Source organism: Cupriavidus sp. USMAHM13 (genome assembly GCF_001854285.1).
Classification (GTDB): domain Bacteria; phylum Pseudomonadota; class Gammaproteobacteria; order Burkholderiales; family Burkholderiaceae; genus Cupriavidus; species Cupriavidus malaysiensis.
In genome coordinates, this window is sequence record NZ_CP017751.1 from 1,848,700 (window position 1) to 1,871,487 (window position 22,788).

General features: G+C 70.1%; 23 protein-coding genes. 15 read left to right on the forward strand and 8 right to left on the reverse strand.

Annotated elements, in window-relative coordinates; all coding sequences use genetic code 11:
- The first annotated feature begins 54 nt into the window (after window positions 1-54).
- The 10 genes from BKK81_RS08140 (at window position 55) to BKK81_RS08180 (ending at window position 8,380) form a co-directional block, all read left to right on the forward strand.
- Window positions 55-927 (forward strand): urease accessory protein UreD, encoded by an 873-nt coding sequence (locus BKK81_RS08140; RefSeq protein ID WP_071011952.1) that lies wholly within the window; start codon window positions 55-57, stop codon window positions 925-927.
- Window positions 928-1,045: 118 nt separating this feature from the next.
- The gene (locus BKK81_RS08145; protein WP_071011954.1) at window positions 1,046-1,348 is read left to right on the forward strand and encodes an urease subunit gamma; all 303 of its coding nucleotides are present in this window, start codon (window positions 1,046-1,048) and stop codon (window positions 1,346-1,348) included.
- 60 nt (window positions 1,349-1,408) lie between these two features.
- Complete coding sequence (locus tag BKK81_RS08150) at window positions 1,409-2,029, forward strand: HupE/UreJ family protein (protein WP_071011956.1); 621 nt, start codon at window positions 1,409-1,411, stop codon at window positions 2,027-2,029.
- A gap of 67 nt (window positions 2,030-2,096) precedes the next feature.
- Window positions 2,097-2,402, forward strand: coding sequence for an urease subunit beta (locus tag BKK81_RS08155; protein WP_071011958.1), 306 nt, complete (start codon window positions 2,097-2,099; stop codon window positions 2,400-2,402).
- Window positions 2,402-4,120, forward strand: a complete 1,719-nt coding sequence (gene ureC / locus BKK81_RS08160) for an urease subunit alpha (RefSeq protein ID WP_071011960.1) — start codon at window positions 2,402-2,404, stop codon at window positions 4,118-4,120. Before BKK81_RS08155 ends, ureC begins: the two co-directional genes overlap by 1 nt.
- 38 nt (window positions 4,121-4,158) lie before the next feature.
- A complete protein-coding gene (ureE, locus tag BKK81_RS08165) occupies window positions 4,159-4,794 on the forward strand; it encodes an urease accessory protein UreE (protein WP_071011962.1) in 636 nt (211 codons plus the stop codon).
- 129 nt (window positions 4,795-4,923) lie between these two features.
- On the forward strand, window positions 4,924-5,508 hold the full coding sequence (locus BKK81_RS34145; RefSeq protein ID WP_156811172.1) for an endonuclease domain-containing protein: 585 nt from the start codon (window positions 4,924-4,926) through the stop codon (window positions 5,506-5,508).
- Complete coding sequence (locus BKK81_RS08170) at window positions 5,505-6,197, forward strand: urease accessory protein UreF (RefSeq protein ID WP_071011963.1); 693 nt, start codon at window positions 5,505-5,507, stop codon at window positions 6,195-6,197. Before BKK81_RS34145 ends, BKK81_RS08170 begins: the two co-directional genes overlap by 4 nt.
- Before the next feature lie 60 nt (window positions 6,198-6,257).
- Window positions 6,258-6,887 carry an urease accessory protein UreG gene (gene ureG / locus BKK81_RS08175; RefSeq protein ID WP_197523969.1) on the forward strand — a complete coding sequence of 210 codons (630 nt, stop codon included), beginning with the start codon at window positions 6,258-6,260 and terminating at the stop codon, window positions 6,885-6,887.
- Window positions 6,888-7,348: 461 nt separating this feature from the next.
- Window positions 7,349-8,380: a threonine ammonia-lyase gene (locus BKK81_RS08180; protein WP_071011967.1), complete on the forward strand. Its 1,032-nt coding sequence runs from the start codon at window positions 7,349-7,351 to the stop codon at window positions 8,378-8,380.
- Between the two features lie 82 nt (window positions 8,381-8,462).
- Here BKK81_RS08180 and BKK81_RS08185 read toward each other — a convergent pair whose 3' ends face one another.
- Window positions 8,463-8,846: a helix-turn-helix domain-containing protein gene (locus BKK81_RS08185; RefSeq protein WP_071011969.1), complete on the reverse strand. Its 384-nt coding sequence runs from the start codon at window positions 8,844-8,846 to the stop codon at window positions 8,463-8,465.
- Between the two features lie 130 nt (window positions 8,847-8,976).
- Between BKK81_RS08185 and BKK81_RS08190 the strand changes: the two genes are divergently transcribed.
- Window positions 8,977-9,726 (forward strand): hypothetical protein, encoded by a 750-nt coding sequence (locus BKK81_RS08190; protein WP_071011971.1) that lies wholly within the window; start codon window positions 8,977-8,979, stop codon window positions 9,724-9,726.
- A 67-nt stretch (window positions 9,727-9,793) separates the two neighbouring features.
- Here BKK81_RS08190 and BKK81_RS08195 read toward each other — a convergent pair whose 3' ends face one another.
- Window positions 9,794-10,489, reverse strand: coding sequence for a glutathione binding-like protein (locus BKK81_RS08195; protein WP_071011972.1), 696 nt, complete (start codon window positions 10,487-10,489; stop codon window positions 9,794-9,796).
- 167 nt (window positions 10,490-10,656) lie between these two features.
- On the reverse strand, window positions 10,657-11,919 hold the full coding sequence (locus BKK81_RS08200; RefSeq protein ID WP_071011974.1) for an acyl-CoA dehydrogenase family protein: 1,263 nt from the start codon (window positions 11,917-11,919) through the stop codon (window positions 10,657-10,659).
- A 173-nt stretch (window positions 11,920-12,092) separates the two neighbouring features.
- On the opposite strand from BKK81_RS08200, the gene BKK81_RS08205 reads away from it, so the two are divergent.
- Window positions 12,093-13,025, forward strand: coding sequence for a LysR family transcriptional regulator (locus tag BKK81_RS08205; protein ID WP_071011976.1), 933 nt, complete (start codon window positions 12,093-12,095; stop codon window positions 13,023-13,025).
- Between the two features lie 917 nt (window positions 13,026-13,942).
- On the opposite strand, the gene BKK81_RS08210 is transcribed toward BKK81_RS08205, so the two are convergent.
- The gene (locus BKK81_RS08210; protein ID WP_071011978.1) at window positions 13,943-14,554 is read right to left on the reverse strand and encodes a glutathione S-transferase; all 612 of its coding nucleotides are present in this window, start codon (window positions 14,552-14,554) and stop codon (window positions 13,943-13,945) included.
- Window positions 14,555-14,917: 363 nt separating this feature from the next.
- Between BKK81_RS08210 and BKK81_RS08215 the strand changes: the two genes are divergently transcribed.
- Window positions 14,918-15,841, forward strand: a complete 924-nt coding sequence (locus tag BKK81_RS08215) for a LysR substrate-binding domain-containing protein (protein ID WP_071011980.1) — start codon at window positions 14,918-14,920, stop codon at window positions 15,839-15,841.
- 39 nt (window positions 15,842-15,880) lie between these two features.
- On the opposite strand, the gene BKK81_RS08220 is transcribed toward BKK81_RS08215, so the two are convergent.
- Window positions 15,881-16,891, reverse strand: a complete 1,011-nt coding sequence (locus BKK81_RS08220) for a Bug family tripartite tricarboxylate transporter substrate binding protein (protein WP_071011981.1) — start codon at window positions 16,889-16,891, stop codon at window positions 15,881-15,883.
- A gap of 450 nt (window positions 16,892-17,341) precedes the next feature.
- Here BKK81_RS08220 and BKK81_RS08225 point away from each other — a divergent pair, with 450 nt between their 5' ends.
- Window positions 17,342-19,042 (forward strand): SulP family inorganic anion transporter, encoded by a 1,701-nt coding sequence (locus tag BKK81_RS08225; RefSeq protein WP_071016228.1) that lies wholly within the window; start codon window positions 17,342-17,344, stop codon window positions 19,040-19,042.
- A 42-nt stretch (window positions 19,043-19,084) separates the two neighbouring features.
- Here the strand turns inward: BKK81_RS08225 and BKK81_RS08230 are convergent, their stop codons facing one another.
- Window positions 19,085-19,531, reverse strand: a complete 447-nt coding sequence (locus tag BKK81_RS08230) for a DUF2501 domain-containing protein (RefSeq protein ID WP_071011983.1) — start codon at window positions 19,529-19,531, stop codon at window positions 19,085-19,087.
- A gap of 75 nt (window positions 19,532-19,606) precedes the next feature.
- Window positions 19,607-19,990: a DOPA 4,5-dioxygenase family protein gene (locus BKK81_RS08235; protein WP_071011985.1), complete on the reverse strand. Its 384-nt coding sequence runs from the start codon at window positions 19,988-19,990 to the stop codon at window positions 19,607-19,609.
- A 268-nt stretch (window positions 19,991-20,258) separates the two neighbouring features.
- Between BKK81_RS08235 and BKK81_RS08240 the strand changes: the two genes are divergently transcribed.
- On the forward strand, window positions 20,259-22,040 hold the full coding sequence (locus tag BKK81_RS08240) for a putative bifunctional diguanylate cyclase/phosphodiesterase (protein ID WP_071011987.1): 1,782 nt from the start codon (window positions 20,259-20,261) through the stop codon (window positions 22,038-22,040).
- 25 nt (window positions 22,041-22,065) lie between these two features.
- Here BKK81_RS08240 and BKK81_RS08245 read toward each other — a convergent pair whose 3' ends face one another.
- Window positions 22,066-22,770, reverse strand: a complete 705-nt coding sequence (locus BKK81_RS08245) for a glutathione binding-like protein (protein WP_071011989.1) — start codon at window positions 22,768-22,770, stop codon at window positions 22,066-22,068.
- Window positions 22,771-22,788 lie beyond the last annotated feature (18 nt).

Genomic DNA, 22,788 nt, shown 5'->3' on the forward strand with positions numbered 1-22,788 from the left:
GCGCCGCCGGCCGCATCCGTTCTCGCGCCTTGCCGATACGTGCTTCCATTTCCCATGCGCCATCCCGATTTCCCTCCCGCCGTGGCCACGCTTCCTGCCTGGCAGGCCAGCCTGCGCCTGCGCTTCGCCGCGCGGGGCGGGCGCAGCGTGCTGGTCGAGCGCCGCCACCAGGGGCCGCTGCTGGTGCAGAAGCCGCTCTATCCCGAGGGCGCGCCCTGCCACGCGGTGATCCTCCATCCGCCGGCGGGCATCGCCGGCGGCGACGACCTCGATATCGAGGTGGCGGTGGAGGCCGGCGCGCATGGCGTGCTGGCCACGCCCGGCGCAAGCAAGTGGTACAAGTCGCTCGGGCGCGAGGCCGCGCAGCGCGTGACGCTGCGCGTGGCCGCCGGCGCGCGGCTCGACTGGCTGCCGCAGGAGAACATCGTCTACGACGCGGCGCGCGCGCGCATCGCCACCCGCGTCGAGGTCGAGCCGGGCGGCAGCGTGATCGGTTGGGACGCGCTGGTGCTGGGGCGGCGTGCTTCCGGCGAGCAGTGGTCCAGCGGTGCCGTGTGGCTCGACACCTGGGTCGGCGGCGGCGCGCGCGCGCAGTGGATCGAGCAGGCGCACATCACGGCGGACTCACCGTTGCGCGGCGCCCGGGGCGGCATGGACGGGCTGCCGGTGATGGGCACGCTGTGGGCGGTGGGGGAGGGGGCCACGCAGGAGCTGGCCGAGCAGCTGGCGCAGACGCTGCCCTACACGGCGGTGTTGCGTGCGGGCGTGAGCTGCCTGCCGGCGGCGGGCGCGCAGCCCGTGCTGCTGCTGCGCGTGCTGGGTGAGCGCATGGAGGCGGTACGCCAGGTGCTGGTGGCGGCATGGACGCTGCTGCGCGAGCCCATGCACGGGGTGCCGGCGCGGCCGCTGCGCCTGTGGGCCACTTGAGCTCGCCTGAGGCCGGGGCGGTGGACACGCCGATGGATGGGACGGCAAGCCGAGAGAACCAAGAGAACCAAGAGAACCAAGAGAACCAAGGGAACCGAGAGACAAGAGGAATGCGAGCATGGAACTGACACCACGCGAGAAGGACAAGCTGCTGATCTTCACCGCCGCGCTGCTGGCCGAGCGCCGCCGCGCGCGCGGACTGAAACTGAACTACCCCGAGGCGGTGGCGCTGATCACCGCCGCCATCATGGAGGGGGCGCGCGACGGCCGCACCGTGGCCGAGCTGATGCACGAGGGCACCACCGTGCTGGCGCGCGAGGACGTGATGGAAGGCGTGGCCGAGATGATCCCGGAGATCCAGGTCGAAGCCACCTTCCCGGACGGCACCAAGCTGGTCACGGTGCACCACCCGATCGTCTGAGGCCGTGCCGCGCGTCCCTGCCCGAGCCTTTCCTGAGCTGACACCAGAAGAGAGATCCCGATGAACCGCCCCTCCCGCAACATCGTCCGCGCGCGCCTGGCCCTTGGCGCCACCCTGTCGCTGGCCGCTGCCTCCGCCTTTGCCCATCCCGGCCACGATGCCGCCACCGTCGGCGCCAGCCTGTGGGCCGGCCTGCTGCACCCCTTCACCGGACTGGACCACCTGCTGGCGATGACGGCGGTCGGGGTCTGGAGCGCACAGACGGCGCAGGGCGGCAGCGTGCTGCGGCTGCCGCTCGCCTTCGTGCTGCTGATGCTGGTGGGCGCCGCGCTCGGGCTGGGCGGGCTCGCCCTGCCGGCGGTGGAGCCCATGATCGCCGCTTCGCTGCTAGTGCTCGGCCTGCTGGTGGCGGCGCGCGCCGCGCTGCCGGGCCCGGCCGGCATGGCCGTGGTCGGTGGCTTCGCCTTGTTCCATGGCTATGCGCACGGCGCCGAGCTGCCCGCTGCCGCCGCCGCGCTGCCGGCCACGCTGGCCTACGTGGCCGGCTTTGCCTGCGCCACCATGGCTCTGCATCTGTCGGGCATCGGGCTGGGCAGCGCGCTGCGCCGCCAGGGCGGCTGGCTGATGCGCGCGGCCGGGGCCGGCGTGGCGCTGTATGGCATCGGCCTGCTGGCGGCCTGAGCGCCGCGGCGCGGACCCGGTGCTGCCAACGACCAAGCGAGAGCAAACAAGAGGAGAGCACAAGCCCATGATTCCCGGCGAACTGATGCCCGCCGACGGCGAGATCGAACTCAATGTCGGCCGGCCCACGGTCACGGTCACCGTGGCCAATACCGGCGACCGGCCCATCCAGGTCGGCTCGCATTTCCACTTCTACGAAACCAATGCAGCGCTCGACTTCGACCGCGCGGCGGCGCGCGGCTTCCGGCTGAATATCGCCGCCGGCACCGCGGTGCGCTTCGAGCCCGGCCAGAGCCGCACCGTCGAGCTGGTGGCGCTCGACGGCGCGCGCATCGTCTACGGTTTCAACGGCAAGATCATGGGAGCGCTGTGATGAGCGTGAAGATCTCCAGGCAAGCCTATGCCGAGATGTTCGGCCCCACCACCGGCGACCGCCTGCGGCTCGCCGACACCGGGCTGGTGGTCGAGGTGGAGAAGGATTTCACCGTCTACGGAGAAGAAGTGAAGTTCGGCGGCGGCAAGGTGATCCGCGACGGCATGGGGCAGAGCCAGCGCCTGGCCGCCGACTGCGTCGACACCGTGATCACCAATGCCCTGATCATCGACCACTGGGGCATCGTCAAGGCCGACATCGGCCTCAAGGGCGGCCGCATCGCCGGCATCGGCAAGGCCGGCAACCCCGATATCCAGCCGGCCGTCACCATCGTGGTAGGTCCCGCCACCGAGGTGATCGCGGGCGAGGGCATGATCGTCACCGCGGGTGGCATCGACACCCACATCCACTTCATCTGCCCGCAGCAGATCGATGAAGCGCTGATGAGCGGCGTCACCACCATGATCGGCGGCGGCACCGGTCCCGCCACCGGCACCTTCGCCACCACGGTGACGCCCGGGCCCTGGTACATGGGCCGCATGCTGCAGGCGGCCGAGGCCTACCCGATGAACATCGGCTTCCTCGGCAAGGGCAACGCCAGCCAGGCGGCGCCGCTGACCGAGCAGGTCGAGGCCGGCGCGATCGGCCTCAAGCTGCACGAAGACTGGGGCACCACGCCGCAGGCGATCGACACTTGCCTGAGCGTGGCCGATGCCACCGACACCCAGGTCGCGATCCACACCGACACGCTCAACGAGGCCGGCTTCGTCGAAGCCACCATTGCCGCGTTCAAGGGCCGCACCATCCATACCTACCACACCGAAGGCGCCGGCGGCGGCCATGCGCCGGACATCATCAAGGTGTGCGGCGAAGCCAACGTGCTGCCCTCGTCGACCAATCCGACCCGGCCCTACACCGTCAACACGCTCGACGAGCACCTCGACATGCTGATGGTGTGCCACCACCTGGACCCGGCCATCGCCGAGGACATCGCCTTCGCCGAAAGCCGCATCCGCCGCGAGACCATCGCCGCCGAAGACATCCTGCACGACCTCGGCGCGTTCTCGATGATCTCCAGCGATTCGCAGGCCATGGGCCGGGTCGGCGAGGTCATCATCCGCACCTGGCAGACCGCGCACAAGATGGCGGCGCAGCGCGGCAAGCTGCCGGGCGATCCGCACGACGCGCGCGGCGGGCACGACAACTTCCGCGTCAAGCGCTACATCGCCAAGTACACCATCAACCCGGCGCTGACCCACGGCATCGCGCACGAGGTAGGCTCCGTCGAAGTCGGCAAGTGGGCCGACCTGGTGCTGTGGCGGCCGGCCTTCTTCGGCGTCAAGCCGAGCCTGATCCTCAAGGGCGGTATGATCGCGGCGGCGGCCATGGGCGACCCCAACGCGTCCATTCCGACGCCGCAGCCGGTGCACTACCGGCCGATGTTCGCCAGCGCCGGCGGCGCGCTGCACCAGTCCTCGCTGACCTTCGTCTCGCAGGCGGCGCTGGCCGCCGGCGTGGGGGAACGCAACGGCCTGCGCAAGGTGCTGTCGGCGGTACGCGGCACGCGCACCGTCAGCAAGCGCGACATGGTGCACAATGACTGGCAGCCGCATGTCACGGTCGATCCCGAGACCTACCAGGTCGTGGCCGACGGCCAGCTGCTGATGTGCGAGCCGGCCACCGTGCTGCCGATGGCGCAGCGCTACTTCCTCTTCTGACGCGGCACCGTGCCGGACGTGCCGCCCGCAAGCCTGTCATGCTAAAGATCGACAAACACCTCAGTGCACCGCACGGCATCGCGCCCGTGCTGGTCAAGCGCGCCCCCAAGCTGGTGCTGCCCTTCGGCGAGCGCAGCAAGAGCCGGCTGCGCGCCACGCTCGACAACGGCGAGGAAGCCGCCCTGTTCCTGCCGCGCGGCACCGTGCTGCGCGGCGGCGACCTGCTGGTGACCGAAGCGGGCACCTTCGTCGAGGTGCTGGCGGCGCCCGAGCACGTGCTGCAGGTCAGCGCCGCCGATCCGCTGGCGCTGATGCGCGCCGCCTACCATCTCGGCAACCGCCATACCCCGGTGGAAGTCGGGCGCGACTACCTGCGGCTGGAATACGATCCGGTGCTGGCCGACATGCTGGCCCGCCTCGGCGTGCGCGCCGAACGCACGGAGCAGCCGTTCGAACCGGAAGCCGGCGCCTACGGCGGCGGCCACAAGCACGGGCACGACGCGACCTTCGCCGAGGACTACGCGGCCGCGCAGGCGGTGTTCCACGAGCATCATGGGCATGGTCACGATCATGGGCACTCGCACTCGCACTCGCACGGCCATTCGCATCCCCATGGCGATTCGCACGACCATGGCGATCACGTGCATGACGAGCATTGCGGGCACAAGCACTGAGAGGTTTCGCGCAGACGCATGAAAAAGCGATCGCCTGATTCTCTGCCGACGACCGAGCTCCCCTCTCCCGCGTGCGGGAGAGGGGATGGGGGTGAGGGCGGGCGTGTGCCGAAGCCGGAATTCGTCCGCATGCTCCGGGCCAACCAGACGAAGGCAGAACAGCGCCTCTGGTACTTGCTGCGTGACAATCGCTTGATCGGTTTGAAGTTCCGGCGGCAACGGCAGATCGGCCCCTATATCGTTGATTTCGTCTGCTTGGATCTGAAGCTGGTGATCGAGGCGGATGGCGGGCAGCATGGCAAAGATGCCGATGCACGGCGTGATGCCTGGTTCGCGCGGAACGGCTATACCATGCTTCGGTTCTGGAATAACGAGATCCTCGGGCAGACTTCCGCTGTGCTTGAACGCGTGCGCGAGGTAGCGATCGGCCTCGGGCACGTGGATGCGCCGGCCCTCACCCCCGGCCCCTCTCCCGCCAGCGGGAGAGGGGAGCAAACCGGCGCGCGCCGGGTGCCGTTTCGCGAGAATGCGGCTCAGGCAGTCCGGGTGGAATCGTCCGGCGCGCGAAGCCGCCCGAATCCGGCCGACAACGTAAGCGCACCGAAGCTCCCCTCTCCCGCATGCGGGAGAGGGGCTGGGGGTGAGGGCGGGCGCCCGGTAGAGCGGCGCGGCGATGATCTTCCCGTGCGCCAACGAAGAGCCGGCGAACCATGACCGCACTCCCCCAACTCCTCTCCCTGCTCCACCTCGCCTCTCCCGCGCTGCCGATCGGGGGCTTCAGCTATTCCCAGGGCCTGGAGGCCGCCATCGACTGCGGCATGGTGCGCGATGCCGACAGCGCCGAGCGCTGGATCCGCGACAACCTGCTGTCTGTGCAGTCGCAGTGCGAGGCGCCGCTGTGGCTGCTGCTGCATCGTGCCTGGCAGGCCGGCGACCTGGCCGCGGTGCGGCATTGGAACGACTGGTTCCATGCCACCCGCGAGACCGCCGAGCTGAGGCTGGAGACCGAGCAGATGGGCTGGTCGCTGGCGCGCCTGCTGGGGCAGATGGGCTGGGGTGACCCGGCCCTGCGCGACGGCCTGGCCGCGCTGGCGCCGGCCTGCCTGCCGACGGCCTTCGCCGCGGCCTGCGTGGCGCTGCAGGTGGAGGAGGGCGACGGCCTGGCGGCCTACTGCTTCAACTGGGCCGAGAACCAGGTGGCGGCGGCGCTCAAGGCGGTGCCGCTCGGCCAGGTGGCGGGGCAGCACATCCTGCGCCGCCTGCATGCGACGGTGCTGGCGACGGTGGCCGAGGCGCAGCGGCGCGCGGGCGCCGAGCCGCCGCTGCTGTCGACCTTCTCGCCCATGCTGGGCCTGCTGTCGGCGCGCCACGAGACGCAGTATTCCCGGTTGTTCCGCTCCTGAAGGCAGGCGTCCGTCACCAGGCCCCTGCCCGGACTCTCATTCGAATCGCCAAACGAAACCATCATGACTACCCGAACCAAGAAGAACCCGCCGCTGCGCGTCGGCGTCGGCGGCCCGGTGGGCTCCGGCAAGACCACCCTGCTCGAGATGCTGTGCAAGGCCATGCGCGAGCGCTATGACCTGGTCGCCATCACCAACGACATCTACACCAAGGAAGACCAGCGCCTGCTGACCATCTCGGGTGCGTTGCCGGCCGAGCGCATCATGGGCGTGGAGACCGGCGGCTGCCCGCATACGGCGATCCGCGAGGACGCCTCGATCAACCTGGAGGCGGTCGACCGCATGCTGGCGAAGTTTCCCGACGCCGACGTTGTCTTCATCGAGTCCGGCGGCGACAACCTGGCGGCCACCTTCAGCCCGGAGCTGTCCGACCTGACCATCTACGTGATCGATGTGGCCGGCGGCGAGAAGATCCCGCGCAAGGGCGGGCCGGGCATCACCAAGTCCGACCTGCTGGTGATCAACAAGACCGACCTCGCGCCCTATGTCGGCGCTTCGCTCGAAGTCATGGAGAGCGACGCCCGCAAGATGCGCGGCGAGCGGCCCTTCGTGATGGGCAGCGTCAAGTCGGGGCAGGGGCTGGACGAGGTGATCCGCTTCATCGAACGCGCCGGACTGCTGGGCATCTAGCCGCATGGCAGGGCACGCCGTGCTTGCCAGCGCGGCGCATGCTTTGGCATACTGCTGAGCTATGCCAGCCATGCCGACCGCCCTTTCCGCCTGTCGCGCCGCCACCGTTACCGGTGCCGGTGTGTACGGCCGTGCGGTTGCGGCGCTCCCGGCTGAGCACCCGGCCAGTATCGCCGCCGCCCCGTGCGCGGGCGGCGCCTCCCTGGCGCGCTCCCTCGCGCGTTCCACCCCCCTTTCCATCATTCGAATTATCTCGGGTCGCTGAGCTGCGGCTTCGGCCGGTGCTTGGTGGCCCCAGTCCCGGCTGCGCGCGCGCCCAGGCGGCGCCGCGCCGCCGCTTGCGGCCAGCCGGCAGCGTGCCGGCCGGCGATCCGAATCTTGCGAAGATTGCGGGCGCAGCGGGTGCGGCAGCTACGGCGGCCGTGCCGCCTGCTGTCTCGCCCGCGCCGATGGAGAGTCCCATGTCCAACCCGCTCGAGCTGCTGAGCACGCTCGCCCACCTGTACGCCCCTTATCCCACGCTGGCCGAGATCGAGGCCACCGCGGCACGCCTGCAAGGCAAGGTCCTGTCCACGCCGGTCTGGCCCTGGCAGGCCGGCGAACTGCCCGGCCGCCTGCGGCCCGGCACCGAGGTCTGGCTGAAACTGGAGCTGTTCCAGCTCACCGGCACCTTCAAGCTGCGCGGCGCGCTCAACAGCATCCTGCAGCTTGACCAGCCGGCACGCGCGCGCGGCGTGGTCGCCGCCAGCGCCGGCAACCATGCCATGGCGGTGGCTTATGCCGCCCGCGTGGCCGGCGTCAGCGCACGGTTGGCGATGCCGGCCGGCGCCAGCCCGGCGCGCGTCGAGGCATGCCGGGCCTGGGGCGCGCAGGTGGAGCTGCTGCCCGACGTGCACGCAGCCTTCGCGCGTGCCGATGCACTGGTGGAAGAGGAGGGGCGCACCATGGTCCATCCCTATGATGGCCCGCTGATCGCCCAGGGTACGGGCACCGTCGGACTCGAACTGATGCGCCAGGTCGCGTCCCTCGATGCGGTGGTGGTGCCGGTGGGCGGCGGCGGCCTGGCGGCGGGCATCGCCGCCGCGGTCAAGCAGATCAATCCAGCCTGCCGCGTCTACGGCGTCGAGCCCGAGGGGGCCGACGCCATGACGCGCAGCTTCGAGGCCGGCTCGCCGCAGCGGCTCGAACGCGTGCAGACCATCGCCGACAGCCTCGGCGCGCCCTATGCGTTGCCCTACAGCTTCGGCGTGTGCCGCCGCTTCGTCGATGCCATGGTGCGCGTCAGCGACGATGCGCTGCGCGCGGCCATGCACGCGCTGTACCGCGACGTGAAGCTGGCCACCGAACCCGCCACCGCGGCCTCGACCGCGGCCCTGCTCGGACCGCTGCGCGAGGAGCTGGGCGGCAAGCGCGTAGCGCTGATCGTGTGCGGCTCCAATCTCGATGCGCCGACTTTCGCGCGCCATCTGCGCGATGCCGAAGCCCGGGCGTAGGCCGTGCTGGACGCCTGAGCGCGGCGGCGTTCGCCGCCGGGAGGAAGGGGTAGGGCTGGCCGGTGGGAAGGCGCGGCGCGCTTCAGCGCGCGCCGCCCTTGTTGGCGAGGGCGCGCGCGACCGCGGCGACCACGTCCTGTTCGCTGTCCGACAGCGTCGTCATATAGCGCAGCGTGGCCTGCTGGGCCGGGTTCTTGCCGCTGCGGAAGGGCGTGCGCTTCTGCTCCAGCAGCAGTTCGCTGGCCGGCGCCTCGCCGAAGCGCATCAGCTCGCCAGGTGGTACGCCGAGCGTGTCGGCGAGCGCGCAGATATTGATCAAGGCCACATTCCGCACACCGCGCTCGATTCCGCTGACGTACGAACGAGCCAATCCACTCTCCAATGCCAGCTTCTCCTGAGACCAGCCTCGCTGCTTTCTCAGCATTGCAAGTTGTTGTCCGAATAACTTCAGGGGAGTGCTGACCATGGTCCAGGCAGAAATGGAATCGGTCAGAGGCTAAGGGTTTGACCTTGCCAGGGCGACAACTTATAGTGTCACGCACTATCGGTTACAGCCGGCGCGAACTTGAGCGGACCGGCTCTGCGAGGAGCGTGCGATGCAAGTCTTTTCCCTCTTCGACTCACCGTTCAGCGAGGCCGGGCAAGCCGTGGGCCCGGGCCTCGGCCTGCACGCGCGGCTGCTGCCCGACGACTTCGACGGCCTCGGTGGCGGCGGCGCGGACTGCGTGCTGTTGCGCGAGGGCGAGACGCAGCAGGGCGTCGCGGTGGCGGGAGCGCAGCTTTGGACCTGCCTGCGCGGCGCGCTGGCGCTGTCGCTGGCGGGCGAGGACGGCATCGTGCTGCTCGGTGCCGGCGACCTGTTCATGCCGCCCGGAGGTGGCACGCTGCGGGTATGCGCGCTGCTGGACAGCGTGCTGGTGTGCACGGCGCTGGAGGGGGCGGCGCCGGCCGCGCGCGAGCGGGCCGCTTCCTGGCAGGACGGCGCTTTGCTGCGTGCCGACGAGGCTGTCATCACGCTCGATGCGGCGACCCTGCGCGCCGGCGGCGATGGCGTGCCGGGCCGCCACGCCGCGCTGGCCGCCGTGCGCCGCGACGAGCAGGGCTGGGCCGAGGCGCTGGCGCGCCACGGCCTGCGCTGGGCGGTGTGCTATCGCGGGGTGCTGCGCCTGCGCTGGTGGTCGCTCGCGGCGGGAAGCGAGGACGCGGCGCCGGTGCAGGAAGCCTACCTGCAGCCCGGCATGGCCTATGCCCCCGATGCCGGCGAGCGCTACCGCCTGGAGGCCCTGAGCGAACCCGCGGGGCTGCTGTGCGGCCTGCAGCCGCCGGCGTGGCGCGCGGCGGCCTGAGCGGACCGGGGCCGGCACGAACTCCCGGGTGCCACGCCCGGTGGTGCCGGTACCGGTGGCGCCGGTATCAGTGACGCTGGTACTGCGTGGCGCCGAACAGGACCTCGCGCGCCTTGGCATCGTCCTGCAGCGCGCGCCGCTGAGCGGACAGCACCTCCACGCCGCGCTTGACCGCGGGACGCTCGGCGATGACGTTGAACCAGCGCTTCAGGTGCGGGTACTCGTCCAGTTCCACCCCCTGGTTCTGCCAGCTGCGCAGCCAGGGGAAGGTGGCGATGTCGGCGATGGAGTACTGGTCGCCGGCCAGCCATTCATGCCTGGACAACTGCTTGTCGATCACGCCGTACAGGCGCTTGGCCTCGTTGGTATAGCGCTGGATGGCGTAGTCGATCTTCTCCGGCGCGTAGATGCGGAAGTGGTGGGCCTGGCCCAGCATCGGGCCGACACCGCCCATCTGGAACATCAGCCACTGCAGCGCATCGTACTTGCCGCGCACGTCCTCGGGCAGGAACCTGCCGGTCTTGCCGGCCAGGTAGACCAGGATGGCGCCCGACTCGAACAGCGAGATCGGCTCGCCGTCCGGGCCGTCGGGATCGACGATGGCCGGGATCTTGTTGTTCGGGCTGATGGCGAGGAAGTCCTCGCCGAACTGGTCGCCGGCGCCGATATTGATCGGGTGGACGCGGTAGGGCAGGCCGCACTCCTCCAGCATGATATGAACCTTGTGGCCGTTGGGCGTGGCCCAGGTGTAGACGTCGATCATCGGGAAAGGGCTCCTGGCTGTGATCGTTGCGCATGCCACATCGACCGCCGACGTGGCGAACCGGGCGATTTAAGCACAGAAGAAAAAAACGCGCAGACGGGCTGCGCGTTTTCCATGTTGCCGGCAGGGCCGCACGAGGGCGGCCGCCGGCGCGGTGGCAAGCGGGTTCAGAAACCGCGCGTGACCGGCATGTCGATCTCGTTCGGGTTCAGGTTCATGTGCTTGGCCAGCTCCAGCTTGGCGATGGCGTTGCGGTGCACCTCGTCCGGACCGTCGGCCAGGCGCAGCGTGCGCTGGTGCGCCCACCAGTTGGCCAGCGGGGTGTCGCCCGACACGCCGGCGGCGCCATGCACCTGGATCGCCCAGTCGATGACCTTGAGCGCCATGTTCGGCGCCACCACCTTGATCATCGCGATTTCGGCCTTGGCGATCTTGTTGCCCACGGTGTCCATCATGTACGCGGCCTTCAGCGTCAGCAGGCGCGCCATCTCGATCTCGCAGCGGGCCTCGGCGATACGCTCGCGCGTCACGCCCTGGGCCGCCACCGGCTTGCCGAAGGCCACGCGCTTGAGGGCGCGCTGGCACAGCAGCTCGAGCGCGCGCTCGGCCACGCCGATGCTGCGCATGCAGTGGTGGATGCGGCCCGGGCCGAGGCGGCCCTGGGCGATCTCGAAGCCGCGGCCTTCACCCAGCAGGATGTTGCCGACCGGCACGCGCACGTTCTTCAGCTCGATCTCCATGTGGCCGTGCGGGGCGTCGTCGTAGCCGAACACCGGCAGGAAGCGCTTGACGGTGATGCCCGGGGTGTCGGCCGGAACCACGATCATCGACTGCTGCTCATGGCGGCCGGCTTCGGGATCGGTCTTGCCCATCACGATGTAGACCTTGCAGCGCGGATCGCCGGCGCCCGACGACCACCACTTGGTGCCGTTGATCACGTACTCGTTGCCGTCACGCTCGATGCGGCACTCGATATTGGTGGCGTCCGACGAGGCCACGGCGGGTTCGGTCATCAGGAAGGCCGAGCGGATCTCGCCGGCCAGCAGCGGCTCCAGCCACTTGTCCTTCAGTTCCTCGGAGGCATAGCGCTCCAGGGTTTCCATATTGCCGGTGTCAGGCGCGGCGCAGTTGAACACCTCGGCCGACCAGGGCACACGGCCCATGATCTCGCACAGCGGGGCGTATTCGAGGTTCGACAGGCCCTGCGGGGCGCGCGGCGAACGCGGCAGGAAGAGGTTCCACAGGCCCTGCTCGCGCGCCAGCGGCTTCAGTTCCTCGATCAGCTTGACCGGCACCCAGACATTGCCCGCTTCGCGGTTGGCCTGGATCTCGGCGTAGAAGCGCTTCTCGTTCGGGTAGATGTGCTTGTCGAAGAAGGCCAGCAGCTTGGCTTGCAGTTCCTTGACCTTCGGCGAGTAATCGAACTCCATGGGGGTCTCCTCACAACCACAGAAAATGGCCGGCGCCACGCGCGATGGCGGGGCGCCGGAGGGCACGGTCCGTGCCGGCTGGAAACACTGTATCGGAATCGGGTTAATAAGGGAAATGAATTTTCTCGATTTGTCAGTATCAATATCCTGCATTCCATGCCAGAATCGACGCCATGCAGCTCTCCCGTATCGACCTGAACCTCTTCGTGGTGTTCGACGCCATCTACAGCGAAGGCAGCATCACCGCGGCCGCGCGCCAGCTCAACCTGACGCAGCCCGCCGTGAGCCACGCGCTGGGCCGGCTGCGCACGCTGTTCGACGACCCGCTGTTCGAGCGGCGCGGCCAGGGCATGGCGCCCACGCCGCTGGCGCGCTCGCTGGCCTCCGAAGTGCGCGGCGCGCTGCAATCGTTCGCGCGCACTCTCCAGGACACCCCCCATTTCGACCCGACCGCCACGGTGCGGCGCTTCACCATCGGCATGCGCGACGCGCTGGAATCCACGCTGCTGCCGCCGCTGATGGCGCGCGTGACCGCTGCCGCGCCCCAGGTCGAGATTGCGGCGATCCGCTTCGACCGGCGCGAGATGGAGTCGGAACTGCTGGCCGGCACCCTCGACGCCGCCATCGACATCCTGCTGCCGGTGTCGCCGGCCATCCACCACGCCCCCTTCATGGCCGACCCGATGGTGGTGCTGGCACGGCGCGACCACCCGCTGGTCAAGAAAGAACTGACGCTGGAACGCTACCTCGCCGCCGAGCACGTGCACGTCTCCTCGCGCCGGCGCGGCGCCGGGCTGGAAGACCAGGCGCTGCACCGCATGGGCCTGACCCGGCGTGTACGCCTGCGCTGCCAGCACTACGCCGCGGCCTGCCGCGTGGTGAGCTGCACCGACCTGCTGGCGACATTGCCGCTGCGCTATGCGCGCATTGCCAACGAGCCCTATGCCAACCGCTTGCTGACGCTGCCGTTCAAGGTGCCGTCGCTGGAACTGCATCTCTACTGGCATGCGGGTGGGGAGAATGATGGGGCTAACCGGTGGTTGCGGGAGCAGTTGATGGGGGTGATGAATGCGTTGGGGGGTGGGGCGGGGGAGGCGGGGGCTTAAGGGATTTTGTGTCTTGATTGTTTGCGGTGGTTTGGCGGTGTCGGTGATTCCACGGGCATCGGTCTGCGGGGCAACGGCCTGTTTCGACTCCCCCTGCGGGGGAGCCGACCTACTTTCTTTGTCTCGCCAAAGAAAGTAGGCAAAGAAAGGCGACCCGGGTGCGGCGACCCCCCCCTCGCGAATGGGCCCCGGCCGCCGCGCCCGTCCGAACTCGCGGCCTGCGGCCGCTCAGACAGCGGACGGGCTTCGTCGGCGGCCGGGGCCCATTCGCGAGGCGCCGCACACGGGAGGGAAAGGCCAACCGTTGGTCTGCGAGCGGGCTCACTTTTGCATAACGGCCAGGTTTGCTGAGCCTTTGTGTTCGGCCAGCAGCTGGCCGAACACAGCCCACCCGAAGCGAAGCGAGGCGTGGCATCTTTTCCCTGCCGTGTGCGGCGCCTCGCGGGCTGAGGCAAAGAGCGGATTAGAGGGCCCCCTGTCTGAGGATCGCCTTAAGGCGATCCGAGTTGGGGCCCGGCCGCTCTTTGCCTCAGCACGCGAGGGGTTTTTGAGCCGCACCCGGCGCGCCTTCTTTGCCTACTTTCTTGGGCAAGACCAAGAAAGTAGGTCGGCTCCCCCGCAGGGGGAGTCGAAACAGGCCGTTGTCACACAGACCGATACCACTCGAATCCACGCGCAAAAGCCTTGCGTCACGAAAGCGAGTCGGCTCCCCGCAGGGGAGTCGAAACAGGCCGTTGTCTCGCAGACCGACACCCCCCCGAATCCACGCGCTAAATCACGAAAGCCGAAACAGGCCGTGGCCCCGCAGACCGACAGCACCCAAAGACAAGCACGAGATCAAGAGAACCGAAACAAGCCATTGCCACGATCCACCGACGCCGTCAGCCAAGGCCACCAGAGCCTGCCCTAACCCCCATCTACTCCGCCGGCGCAGCCAAAAACGCCTCCGTCCCCTCCGCCTCCAACGAAAAACCATTGAGGAGCGGATAATCCGCCAGCACCACCACATCCGCCACCATCATCTGGATAAAGCGCCAGGCTACCGCAATGGTCACCCCCGCCTGATCCCCCGGCGTCGGCAAGGGGCCCGCATCCGGCAGCAGTTCGCCCTCCAGTTCGGCGCAGGCCGCATGAAGCTGCTGGGTGACGCGTTCCAGCCAGGGCGCGTGGCGCTTTGCCTCGGGACGCAGCCCGCGTTCGTAGACGATCTGCACGGCCTTCTCGCAGGCGGCCAGCGCCAGGCCGACACGGCGCAGCGCGCGCGTGCGGGCGCGCGGCTCGGCCGGCATCAGGCTGCGGCCGGGTGCCAGCACGGTCTCCGCGTAGTCGATGATGAGGGTGGAGTCCATCAGCACCTGGCCGTCGTCGCAGACCAGGGTGGGCGCCTTGACCACCGGGTTGATGGCGCGGAACGCATCGTAGGTGCTGAACACCGACACCGGCTTGTGTTCGTAGGGCAGTCCCAGCAGGCGCAGCGAGATGGCGGTGCGGCGCACATAGGGGGAGTCGAGCATGCCGATCAGTTGCATAGTCGTTCTCGTTCGTCAGTTCAGGTTAATGGTGGGGACGCGCCGCCCAGCGCTCGGGCTAGCTTGGCCTGCCGCCCTCCGCAGCACGTGCCGGTAGGCGCCGGCGCCAGTCTGTGCTACGGTTCCGGCCATGCTGCGCCGCGCTGCGGCGTTGCGCGACAGCACACTGTAGCGCGCCTGGCGGGGCGGGAAAATCGAGAAGTTTTCCGCGCTTCCGTTAGTAGCGCTAACAGATCTGCCGGACCAGCAGGATGGCCCGACAGGATGGCCCACCAGGACGCACCGATGGCGCGGCAACGCCCGGCCGAGTGACAGGATGATTCGACGGAACCCAGCAACGCGGCCGGCGGCCGCCTACCCGGCATGAGCGCGCTGCCGCCCCTGCCGGCGCTGCGCAGCTTCGAAGCCGTGGCCCGGCTGGGCAGCGTGACCCTGGCCGCGCAGGCGCTGCACGTGACCCATTCGGCGGTCAGCCAGCAGATCAAGCTGCTGGAGGCGCAGCTCGGCGTGACCTTGTTCGTGCGCGCCGGGCGCGGCCTGCGCCTGAGCGAGGCGGGGCGGCTCTATGCCCTGCAGGTGCGCGCGGCGCTGCAGCAGCTGGGCGAGGCCACGCGGCTGGTGCAGACGCGCGGCCAGGACGAGACGCTGGTGGTGGCGGTGATGCCGTCCTTCGGGCGCAACTGGCTGCTGCCGCGGCTGCCGCGCTTCCGCCAGCGCCACCCGCGCTACCGCGTGCGGCTGGAGGCCAGCCTGGAGATCCAGGACATGCGCCAGGCCAATGCCGACGTCGCCGTGCGCATCGGCCGCGGCGACTGGGAGGGCTTGTCGCACAGCGAGTGGCTGCACGATGAGCTGGTGCTGGTGGCCGCGCCCGCCTTTCACGGTGGGCGCTTGCCGCGCACTGCGCGCGAGGCCATGGCCGGTCCGCTGATCCGCTCCGCCGAGCCGTGGGCGAGCTGGTGCGAGGCCGCCGGCGTGGCCGAGCCGCCGGCCGGCAGCGGGCTGTGGATCAACGATTCCAACCTCATCCTGGAGGCGGTGCGCCTGGGCCAGGGCCTGGCGCTGGAGCGCCTGAGCCTGGTGGCCGACGCGCTGGCCACCGGCGAACTGGTGCAGGTCACGCCGGTGCGCGTGCCGTACTTCTATCCCTATTGGCTGGTGTGGCCGGCGCGCGAGGAGGCGCGCACCCGGCAGTCGCACTTCATCGCCTGGATGGAGGAAGAGGGCCGCGCCTATGCGGCCGGGCTCGCGGGGCTGCCGGTGCCCGGGAAACGCCCGCGACGCTGAATCCTCGCCGGCGAGGTCCCGTCCTGGCGGCCCTGCCGATCAATCCAGGCGGACGCCACCTTCCTTGACCACGGCCGCCCAACGCGTCCGTTCGCTGGCGAAGAAGCGGTTGGTTTCCGGCGGCGTCATGGTCACCACCTCGGCGCCCTGGGCGGTGAGCTGGGCGCGCACTTCCGGCAGGCGGATGATGCGGATCAGTTCGGCGGACAGGCGCGCCACCAGCGCGTCCGGCATCGCGGCCGGCGCCATCACGCCCTGCCAGGTGCCGGACTCGAAGCCGGGCACGCCCTGCTCGGCGATGGTCGGCACCTGCGCAATCAAGGGCATGCGCGTCTTCTTGGAGACGGCCAGCAGCTTGAGCTTGCCGGCCTGCACCTGCGGCAGCGTGGCCAGCATGCCGTTCATCAGGACCTGGGCGGTGCCGGCGACGGTATCGGTCACGGCCTGCGAGCCGCCCTTGTAGGGCACGTACTGCCACTTGGCGCCGGTGGCCTGGGCCACCGCCACGCCGGCCAGGTGCGGCGCGCTGCCGATCGCGGTGACGGCGAAGTTCAGTGGCGTGCGCCGCGACAGTTCCACCACTTCCTTGAGGTTGCCCGCCGGCACGGACGGATGGACCACCAGCAGGTGCGGCGAATAGGCCAGCATGGCCACGCCGCGCAGGTCCTTGCCGGGATCGAAGCTGAGCTTGGTGTAGACCGAGGGGCTGATGGCCAGGGCGCCGACGTCGCACAGCATCAGCGTGTGGTGGTCGGCGCCGGCCTGCGCCACCATGGCCGCGCCGACATTGCCGTTGGCGCCGGGACGGTTGTCGACCACGATGGGCTGGCCCAGCGCTTCGCCCAGGTGGCGGCTGATCAGGCGCGCGATGATGTCCGACGAGCCGCCGGCCGGGTAGGGCACCACCAGGCGGATCGGACGGGTAGGCCAGTCGGCGGCCCTGGCCGTGCGCGGCGCGCCCAGCAGGGTGGCGCTGCCGAGCGCGGCGAGGGAGGGGATGGCGCCGAGGGCGCCAAGCTGCTGCAGGAAGTGCCGGCGGTTCGAAGGCATGGTGCTGTCTCCAAGGATTTTGTTGTATGTTGTCGTACATCATAAGGTAAAAAACCGGGGCACGCCTGACCTTGCCCGCCTGCCCGCGCGCGGGCCACGGTTGCTTGGATGCAGATCCAATACTGGTATGGATTTCACGGAATTTCAGGGATTTCCCGCAGGCGGCGGCAGGTGCGGGGAACGGCATCGGCATGCCGTCCCGGCGCGTGGCGGCCTCGGGCGGGAGGACGGGATGGGCAATCTCCTTATGTCATCTGATACGATGACTTGGGCGAAGGTGACTTGAGCGGGTCGGTCCAGGCGGGCCGCCCGCCGATCAAGCGCAGGCTTGATCTCCCGCCCCCACTCGCGCAGGATGCCTCCATGTCCAGTTCCCTGCCCCCGAACCCAGGCCCACCCGCGCGGGATCCTTCTGCGCATGCCGCGCGGCTGCCCGGCCTGCTGCGCGGCATGCGCCCGCTCGACCGCGCCGGCGTGGTGCGCGATGCCCTGGCCGGCCTCCAGCTCGCCTCGATGAACGTGCCGCAACTGCTCGGCTATGCCCGCATCGCCGGCATGCCGGCGGTGGCCGGCCTCTACACGGCGGTGCTGCCGGTGATGGCCTTCGCGCTGTTCGGTGCCTCGCGCCACCTGGTGGTGGCGGCCGATTCCGCCACCGCCACCATCCTGGCCGGGCAGGTCGGCGCGATGGCGCCGGCGGGCAGCGCCGAGTACGCCGCGCTGGCGGGCATGGTGGCCTTGATGACCGCCGCGCTGCTGCTGCTGGCGCGCCTGTTCCGCCTCGGCTTCCTGGCCGATTTCCTGTCACGCACGGTGCTGGTCGGCTTCCTGGCCGGGGTCGGCGTGCAGGTGGGCATCGCCATGCTGGGCGACATGCTCGGCATGGCGGTCCATGCCACACGCTCGACCGACCAGGTGCTGGCGCTGCTGCGCCACCTGCCGGAGATCCGCCTGCCCACGTTGGGCATCTCGGTGCTGGTGGTCGCTACGATCCTGCTCGGCAAGCGCTACGTGCCGCGCTGGCCGGTGGCGCTGGTCGCAGTGGTTGCCGGCATCGCTCTCAGCCACGCCACCGGCTTCGCCGCCCGCGGCATCGCCGTGATCGGCCCGGTCGCCGGCGGGCTGCCGGCCCTGCGCCTGCCGCTGGTGGGCTGGCAGCAAGTGCTGGAGCTGGTGCCGGTGGCCGGCTCCTGCTTCGTCATGATCGTGGCGCAGAGCGCCGCTGCCGGGCGGGCCTTCGCCGAGCGCTACGACGAACGCTTCGATGGCGACGCCGACATCCTCGGGCTGGCCGCCGCCAATGCCGGCGCTGCCCTGAGCGGTACCTTCGTCGTCAACGGCAGCCCGACCCAGACCGCCATGGCGGACCAGGCGGGGGCGCGCAGCCAGCTGGCGCAACTGGTGTTCGCCGCCATGGTGGTGGTGGTGCTGCTGTGCCTCAGTGGCTGGCTGCAATACCTGCCGCACTGCGTGCTGGCCGGCGTGGTGTTCACCATCGCGATCGGGCTGGTCGACGTGGGCAAGCTGCGGGCGATCCGCGCCGAGAGCCCGGGCGAGTTCCGCCTGGCGCTGGTCACCGCGGCCGCGGTGGTGCTGGTGGGGGTCGAGCACGGCATCCTGCTGGCCATCGCGCTGTCCCTGCTGCGCCACGTGCGCCACAGCTACCGGCCCCACACCACCATGCTGCTGCCGGGGCCGGACGGGCGCTGGCTGCCGATGCCGGCCGCGCCCGGCAGGGAGACCGCCCCGGGCCTGATCGTCTACCATTTCGGCGCGGACCTCTTCTATGCCAATGACAACGCCTTCGTCGGCGAGGTGCGGCGGCTGGTGGCGCACGCGCCGCGGCCGGTGCGCTGGTTCCTGGTGGACGCCGGCGCGATCACCGACCTGGACTATTCGGCCGGGCGCTCGCTCGGCAATCTGTGCACGCAGCTGGCGCAGCAGGGCGTCCAGGTGCTGTTCGCGCGCGTCAACCACTACCTGCATGCCGACATGGTGCGGCACGGCATCGCCCACATGGTCGGCGAGGCGCGCATCTTCGCCACCATGCACGAGGCGCTGGCCGCCGTCCATGCCGAAGGCGGCATCCCCGGCACCTGGCCGGGCAACGGCATGGAGGCGGCTGCCAGCGGCGGCGCGACAGCCGGCTAGTGGGCTGCCGGCTCCGACGGCGGAGCGCGGAGCCGCGCAGGCCTAGAGCAATGACTTGCCCTGGGCCAGCACCTTGTCGCAGACCTGCTTGGTCATCTCGGCCTTGAGGCCGCCGCCGCTCAGGTCGAGCTGCTGGCCGTTGCCGCTGTCGAGGATGCCCTTGGCGCCGCTGGAATAGCCGCTGTCGGACCCGGCGGAGCCGCCCAGCTTGCCCATCAGCGAGTTCTTGACCGAGCTGGCGGCATTGCCGCCCAGGTAGTTGTTCTTGATGCAGAACTCGAGCAGGCCGGCCACGTTGCCGGTGCTGCCCGAGACCAGCGACTGACCTGACAGCGCGCCGCCGAGGTTGCCCAGGCTGCCGGTCCCGGACGAGGAGCCGCCGCCGGCCTTGTTGAGCAGGTCGCCGAGCTGGGCCTGGGCGCTGCCCGCGGCGAGCAGGGCGGCGCCCAGCAGGACCGCCATGGCGGCGCGGTGGGTGCGAGCCTTCATGAGGATTCTCCTTTCCGCCGTTCGGGGTGTCGGCATGCGGGGGGAGACTTCACTATAGCGGGTCGCACGGCGCGCTTACCCACCGACTGCCTGCAGCGCCAGGTCGTGGCTGTGCCCGAACCACAGCGCACGGTCGCGATGGTCGCGCAGCGCGTCGCCGGTATTCGGGTGCAGCAGCACGTCCAGCGCGCCGTGGTGGAGCGCCAGCCACGCCACCAGCCCGCCCAGCACGTCCGGCGCGAAGGCGATCTGGTAGCTCCAGCAAGGATGTGGCCCGACCGGACGATCGTGCACGCGGCCGAGCGCGATACGCGCGCCGAACGCCGCATCGAGGCCGGCGCGCAGCGCCAGTGCCGCGTCGCGGCTGGCGGCGTCGAAATAGACGTGGGCATGCCAGTCGGCAATGGCGCCGGCCGGGTCGGCGCCCGGATTGCCGTTGGACCGGACTTCGTCATGCATGGCGATTCTCCGCAGGCGGCGCGCCGGCGCGGGGAGGTCCCGTGCCTGGGCGCGCACATGCCGGGCGCGCCGGCCTTGGGCCGGCGGCGCGTCCGGTGGCGGCCACGGTACCACAGCGGCGCGGCGCGTGCCGCTGTGGTGCGCAGGCGACACCCCCCCCTTCGGGGGATCAATTGCAATCGGCGTGTCAGGCAAGAATGCTCTGCGCACGGCCCGGTCATTCGATCCATGCCGCCGCTGCGCATCGCATTTCGGAGGGAGCCCGCTGATGATCGGCATTGATGTTCCGTTGTCGGTCCTGTTGTCGCTGACCGTGGCCTCGCTGGCATGCTACGCGGCGCTCGAGCTTGCCGGCAGCGTCCGCGGTGCCGGCACCAGGCGGGCGGGGTGGGCGACATGGGTCCGCCTGCCGTCGCGCCGGCTGGCCATCGCCTTGCTGCTGGGCGGCACCGTGACCGGCGCCTGGCACCTGGGTTGGCCGATGCTGCGCGCGCTGCCGGGCCGGATCGGCCTGGATGCGCGCTGGCTGGTCACGGCCGCGGCCGTCGCCTGCCCGCTGGCGCTGGCCGGTATGCTGCTGCTGGGGCGGCGCGCCAGGCGGCTGACGCGCGCGCTGCAGCAAGCCCGCCTGCAGCTGCAGTACCTGGGCACGCACGATATGCTGACCGGCCTGCCCAACCGCCAGCAACTGGCCGAACAGATCGCGATCCGCCTGGCCAGCCGCATCGGCCAGGCCATCGAGGCGCGCACCGGCGCCGGGCACGCCGCCACGCTGTTCGTGCTGGGCCTGGATAATTTCCGCGCCATCAACGATTCACTGGGGCACGCGGTCGGCGACGACGTACTCAAGGCCTGCGCGCAGCGCTTGCGCGAGATGGCGCACGAGGGCGACGTGGTGGCGCGCCTGGGCGGCGACCAGTTCGGCGTGCTGATGCATTCGCGGCCCGGCCGCCTCGAGGCCGCCGCGATCGCCACGGCGCTGCGCCAGGTGCTCGGCCGCTACGCGCTGGTGCACGATGTGCGCGTGCGGGTCAGCGCCAGCGTGGGCATCGCCCTGTGCCCGTCCGACGGGCGCGATGCCGAATCGCTTCTGCTGGCCGCCGATGCCGCCATGCAGTATGCCAAGCGCGCCGGCCGCAACACGCACCGCTTCTTCGAGGTCGGCATGCATGCCGACGCGGCGCGCACCCTGACGCTGCAGCGCGACCTGCAGCGGGCCCTGGACGAGGGGCACCTCAGCCTGGTGTTCCAGCCCAAGTACCGCATCGCCGGCCGCGCGCTGGCGGGCGCCGAGGCGCTGATCCGCTGGAACCACCCCGAGCTGGGCAACGTACCGCCGCCGGAATTCATCCCGATCGCCGAACGTTCCGGGCAGATCATCCAGGTGGGAGAGTGGGTGATCCGGGAGGTCTGCCGCTGGATCCGCGACTGGGACAGCGAAGCCCTGCCGCCGGTGCAGATTTCCATCAACCTGTCGGCGGCGCAGTTCGAGGTGCCGGACCTGGCCGGGCGCGTCGACACCATCGTGCGCGCGGCGGGCGTGCGGCCGCAGCGCCTGATGTTCGAGATCACCGAATCGGTGGCGATGCAGAACGCCGAACGTGCCGCCGAGACCATCCGCGCCTTCCACGCGCACGGCTTCGAACTGGCCATCGACGATTTCGGCACCGGCTACTCGAGCCTGGCCTACCTGCAGCGTTTCAAGGTACGCCAGATCAAGGTCGATCGTTACTTCACGCAGGAACTCGATGAGCACGAGACGGAGGGCAAGGCGCTGCTGTCCGCCATCGTCACGCTGTCGCACGCCCTGCAGATGGAGGTGGTGGCCGAAGGCGTCGAGACCGGCAGCCAGCTCGATACGCTGACCAGCGTCGGCTGCGACGAGGTGCAGGGCTTCCTGCTGTCGCGGCCCTTGTCCGTGGCCGCCTTCCGCCAGCATCTCAGGGAGCGCCACGGCGCGGCCCACGCGGCCGGCGCCACCGACGTCACCGACGTGGGCCGGATGCAGGGGCGGGCGGCCGCCGCCGCGCCGGCACCGCAGCCGTCCTGAGCCCCGGCATGCCGAGGCGGCGGGGTCAGGCCCGCTTGGGGATCTCCAGCCCGCGTGCCACCGCCGGCCGCGCCACGAAGGCGGCCAGCACGCGCGCGACGTTGGGGAAGTCGGCGAAGCCCACCAGCTCGCCCGCTTCGTAGAAGCCCACCAGGTTGCGCACCCACGGGAAGGTGGCGATATCGGCGATGGTGTAGTCGTCGCCCATGATCCAGTCACGCCCCGCCAGCCGTTCCTCCAGCACGCCCAGCAGGCGGCGCGCTTCCGCCACGTAGCGGTCGCGCGGGCGCTTGTCCTCGAAGTCGCGGCCGGCGAACTTGTGGAAGAAGCCCACCTGGCCGAACATCGGCCCGATGCCGGCCATCTGGAACATCAGCCACTGGATGGTCTCGTAGCGTGCCGCCGGTTCCTGCGGCAGCAGCCGGCCTGCCTTGTCGGCGAGGTAGATCAGGATGGCACCGGATTCGAACAGCGCGAGCGGCTTGCCGCCGGGGCCGTGGGGATCGAGGATGGCGGGTATCTTGTTGTTCGGGTTGAGCGACAGGAAGGCGGGCGACATCTGGTCCTGGCTGTCGAAGCGCACCAGGTGGGGCTCGTAGGGCAGGCCGGTCTCCTCCAGCATGATCGACACCTTGACGCCGTTGGGCGTCGGCAGCGAGTACAGCTGGATGCGGTCCGGATGCGCGGCGGGCCATTTCTGCGTGATGGGGAAGGCGGACAGGTCGGACATTGGCGGAGCCTGCAGGGC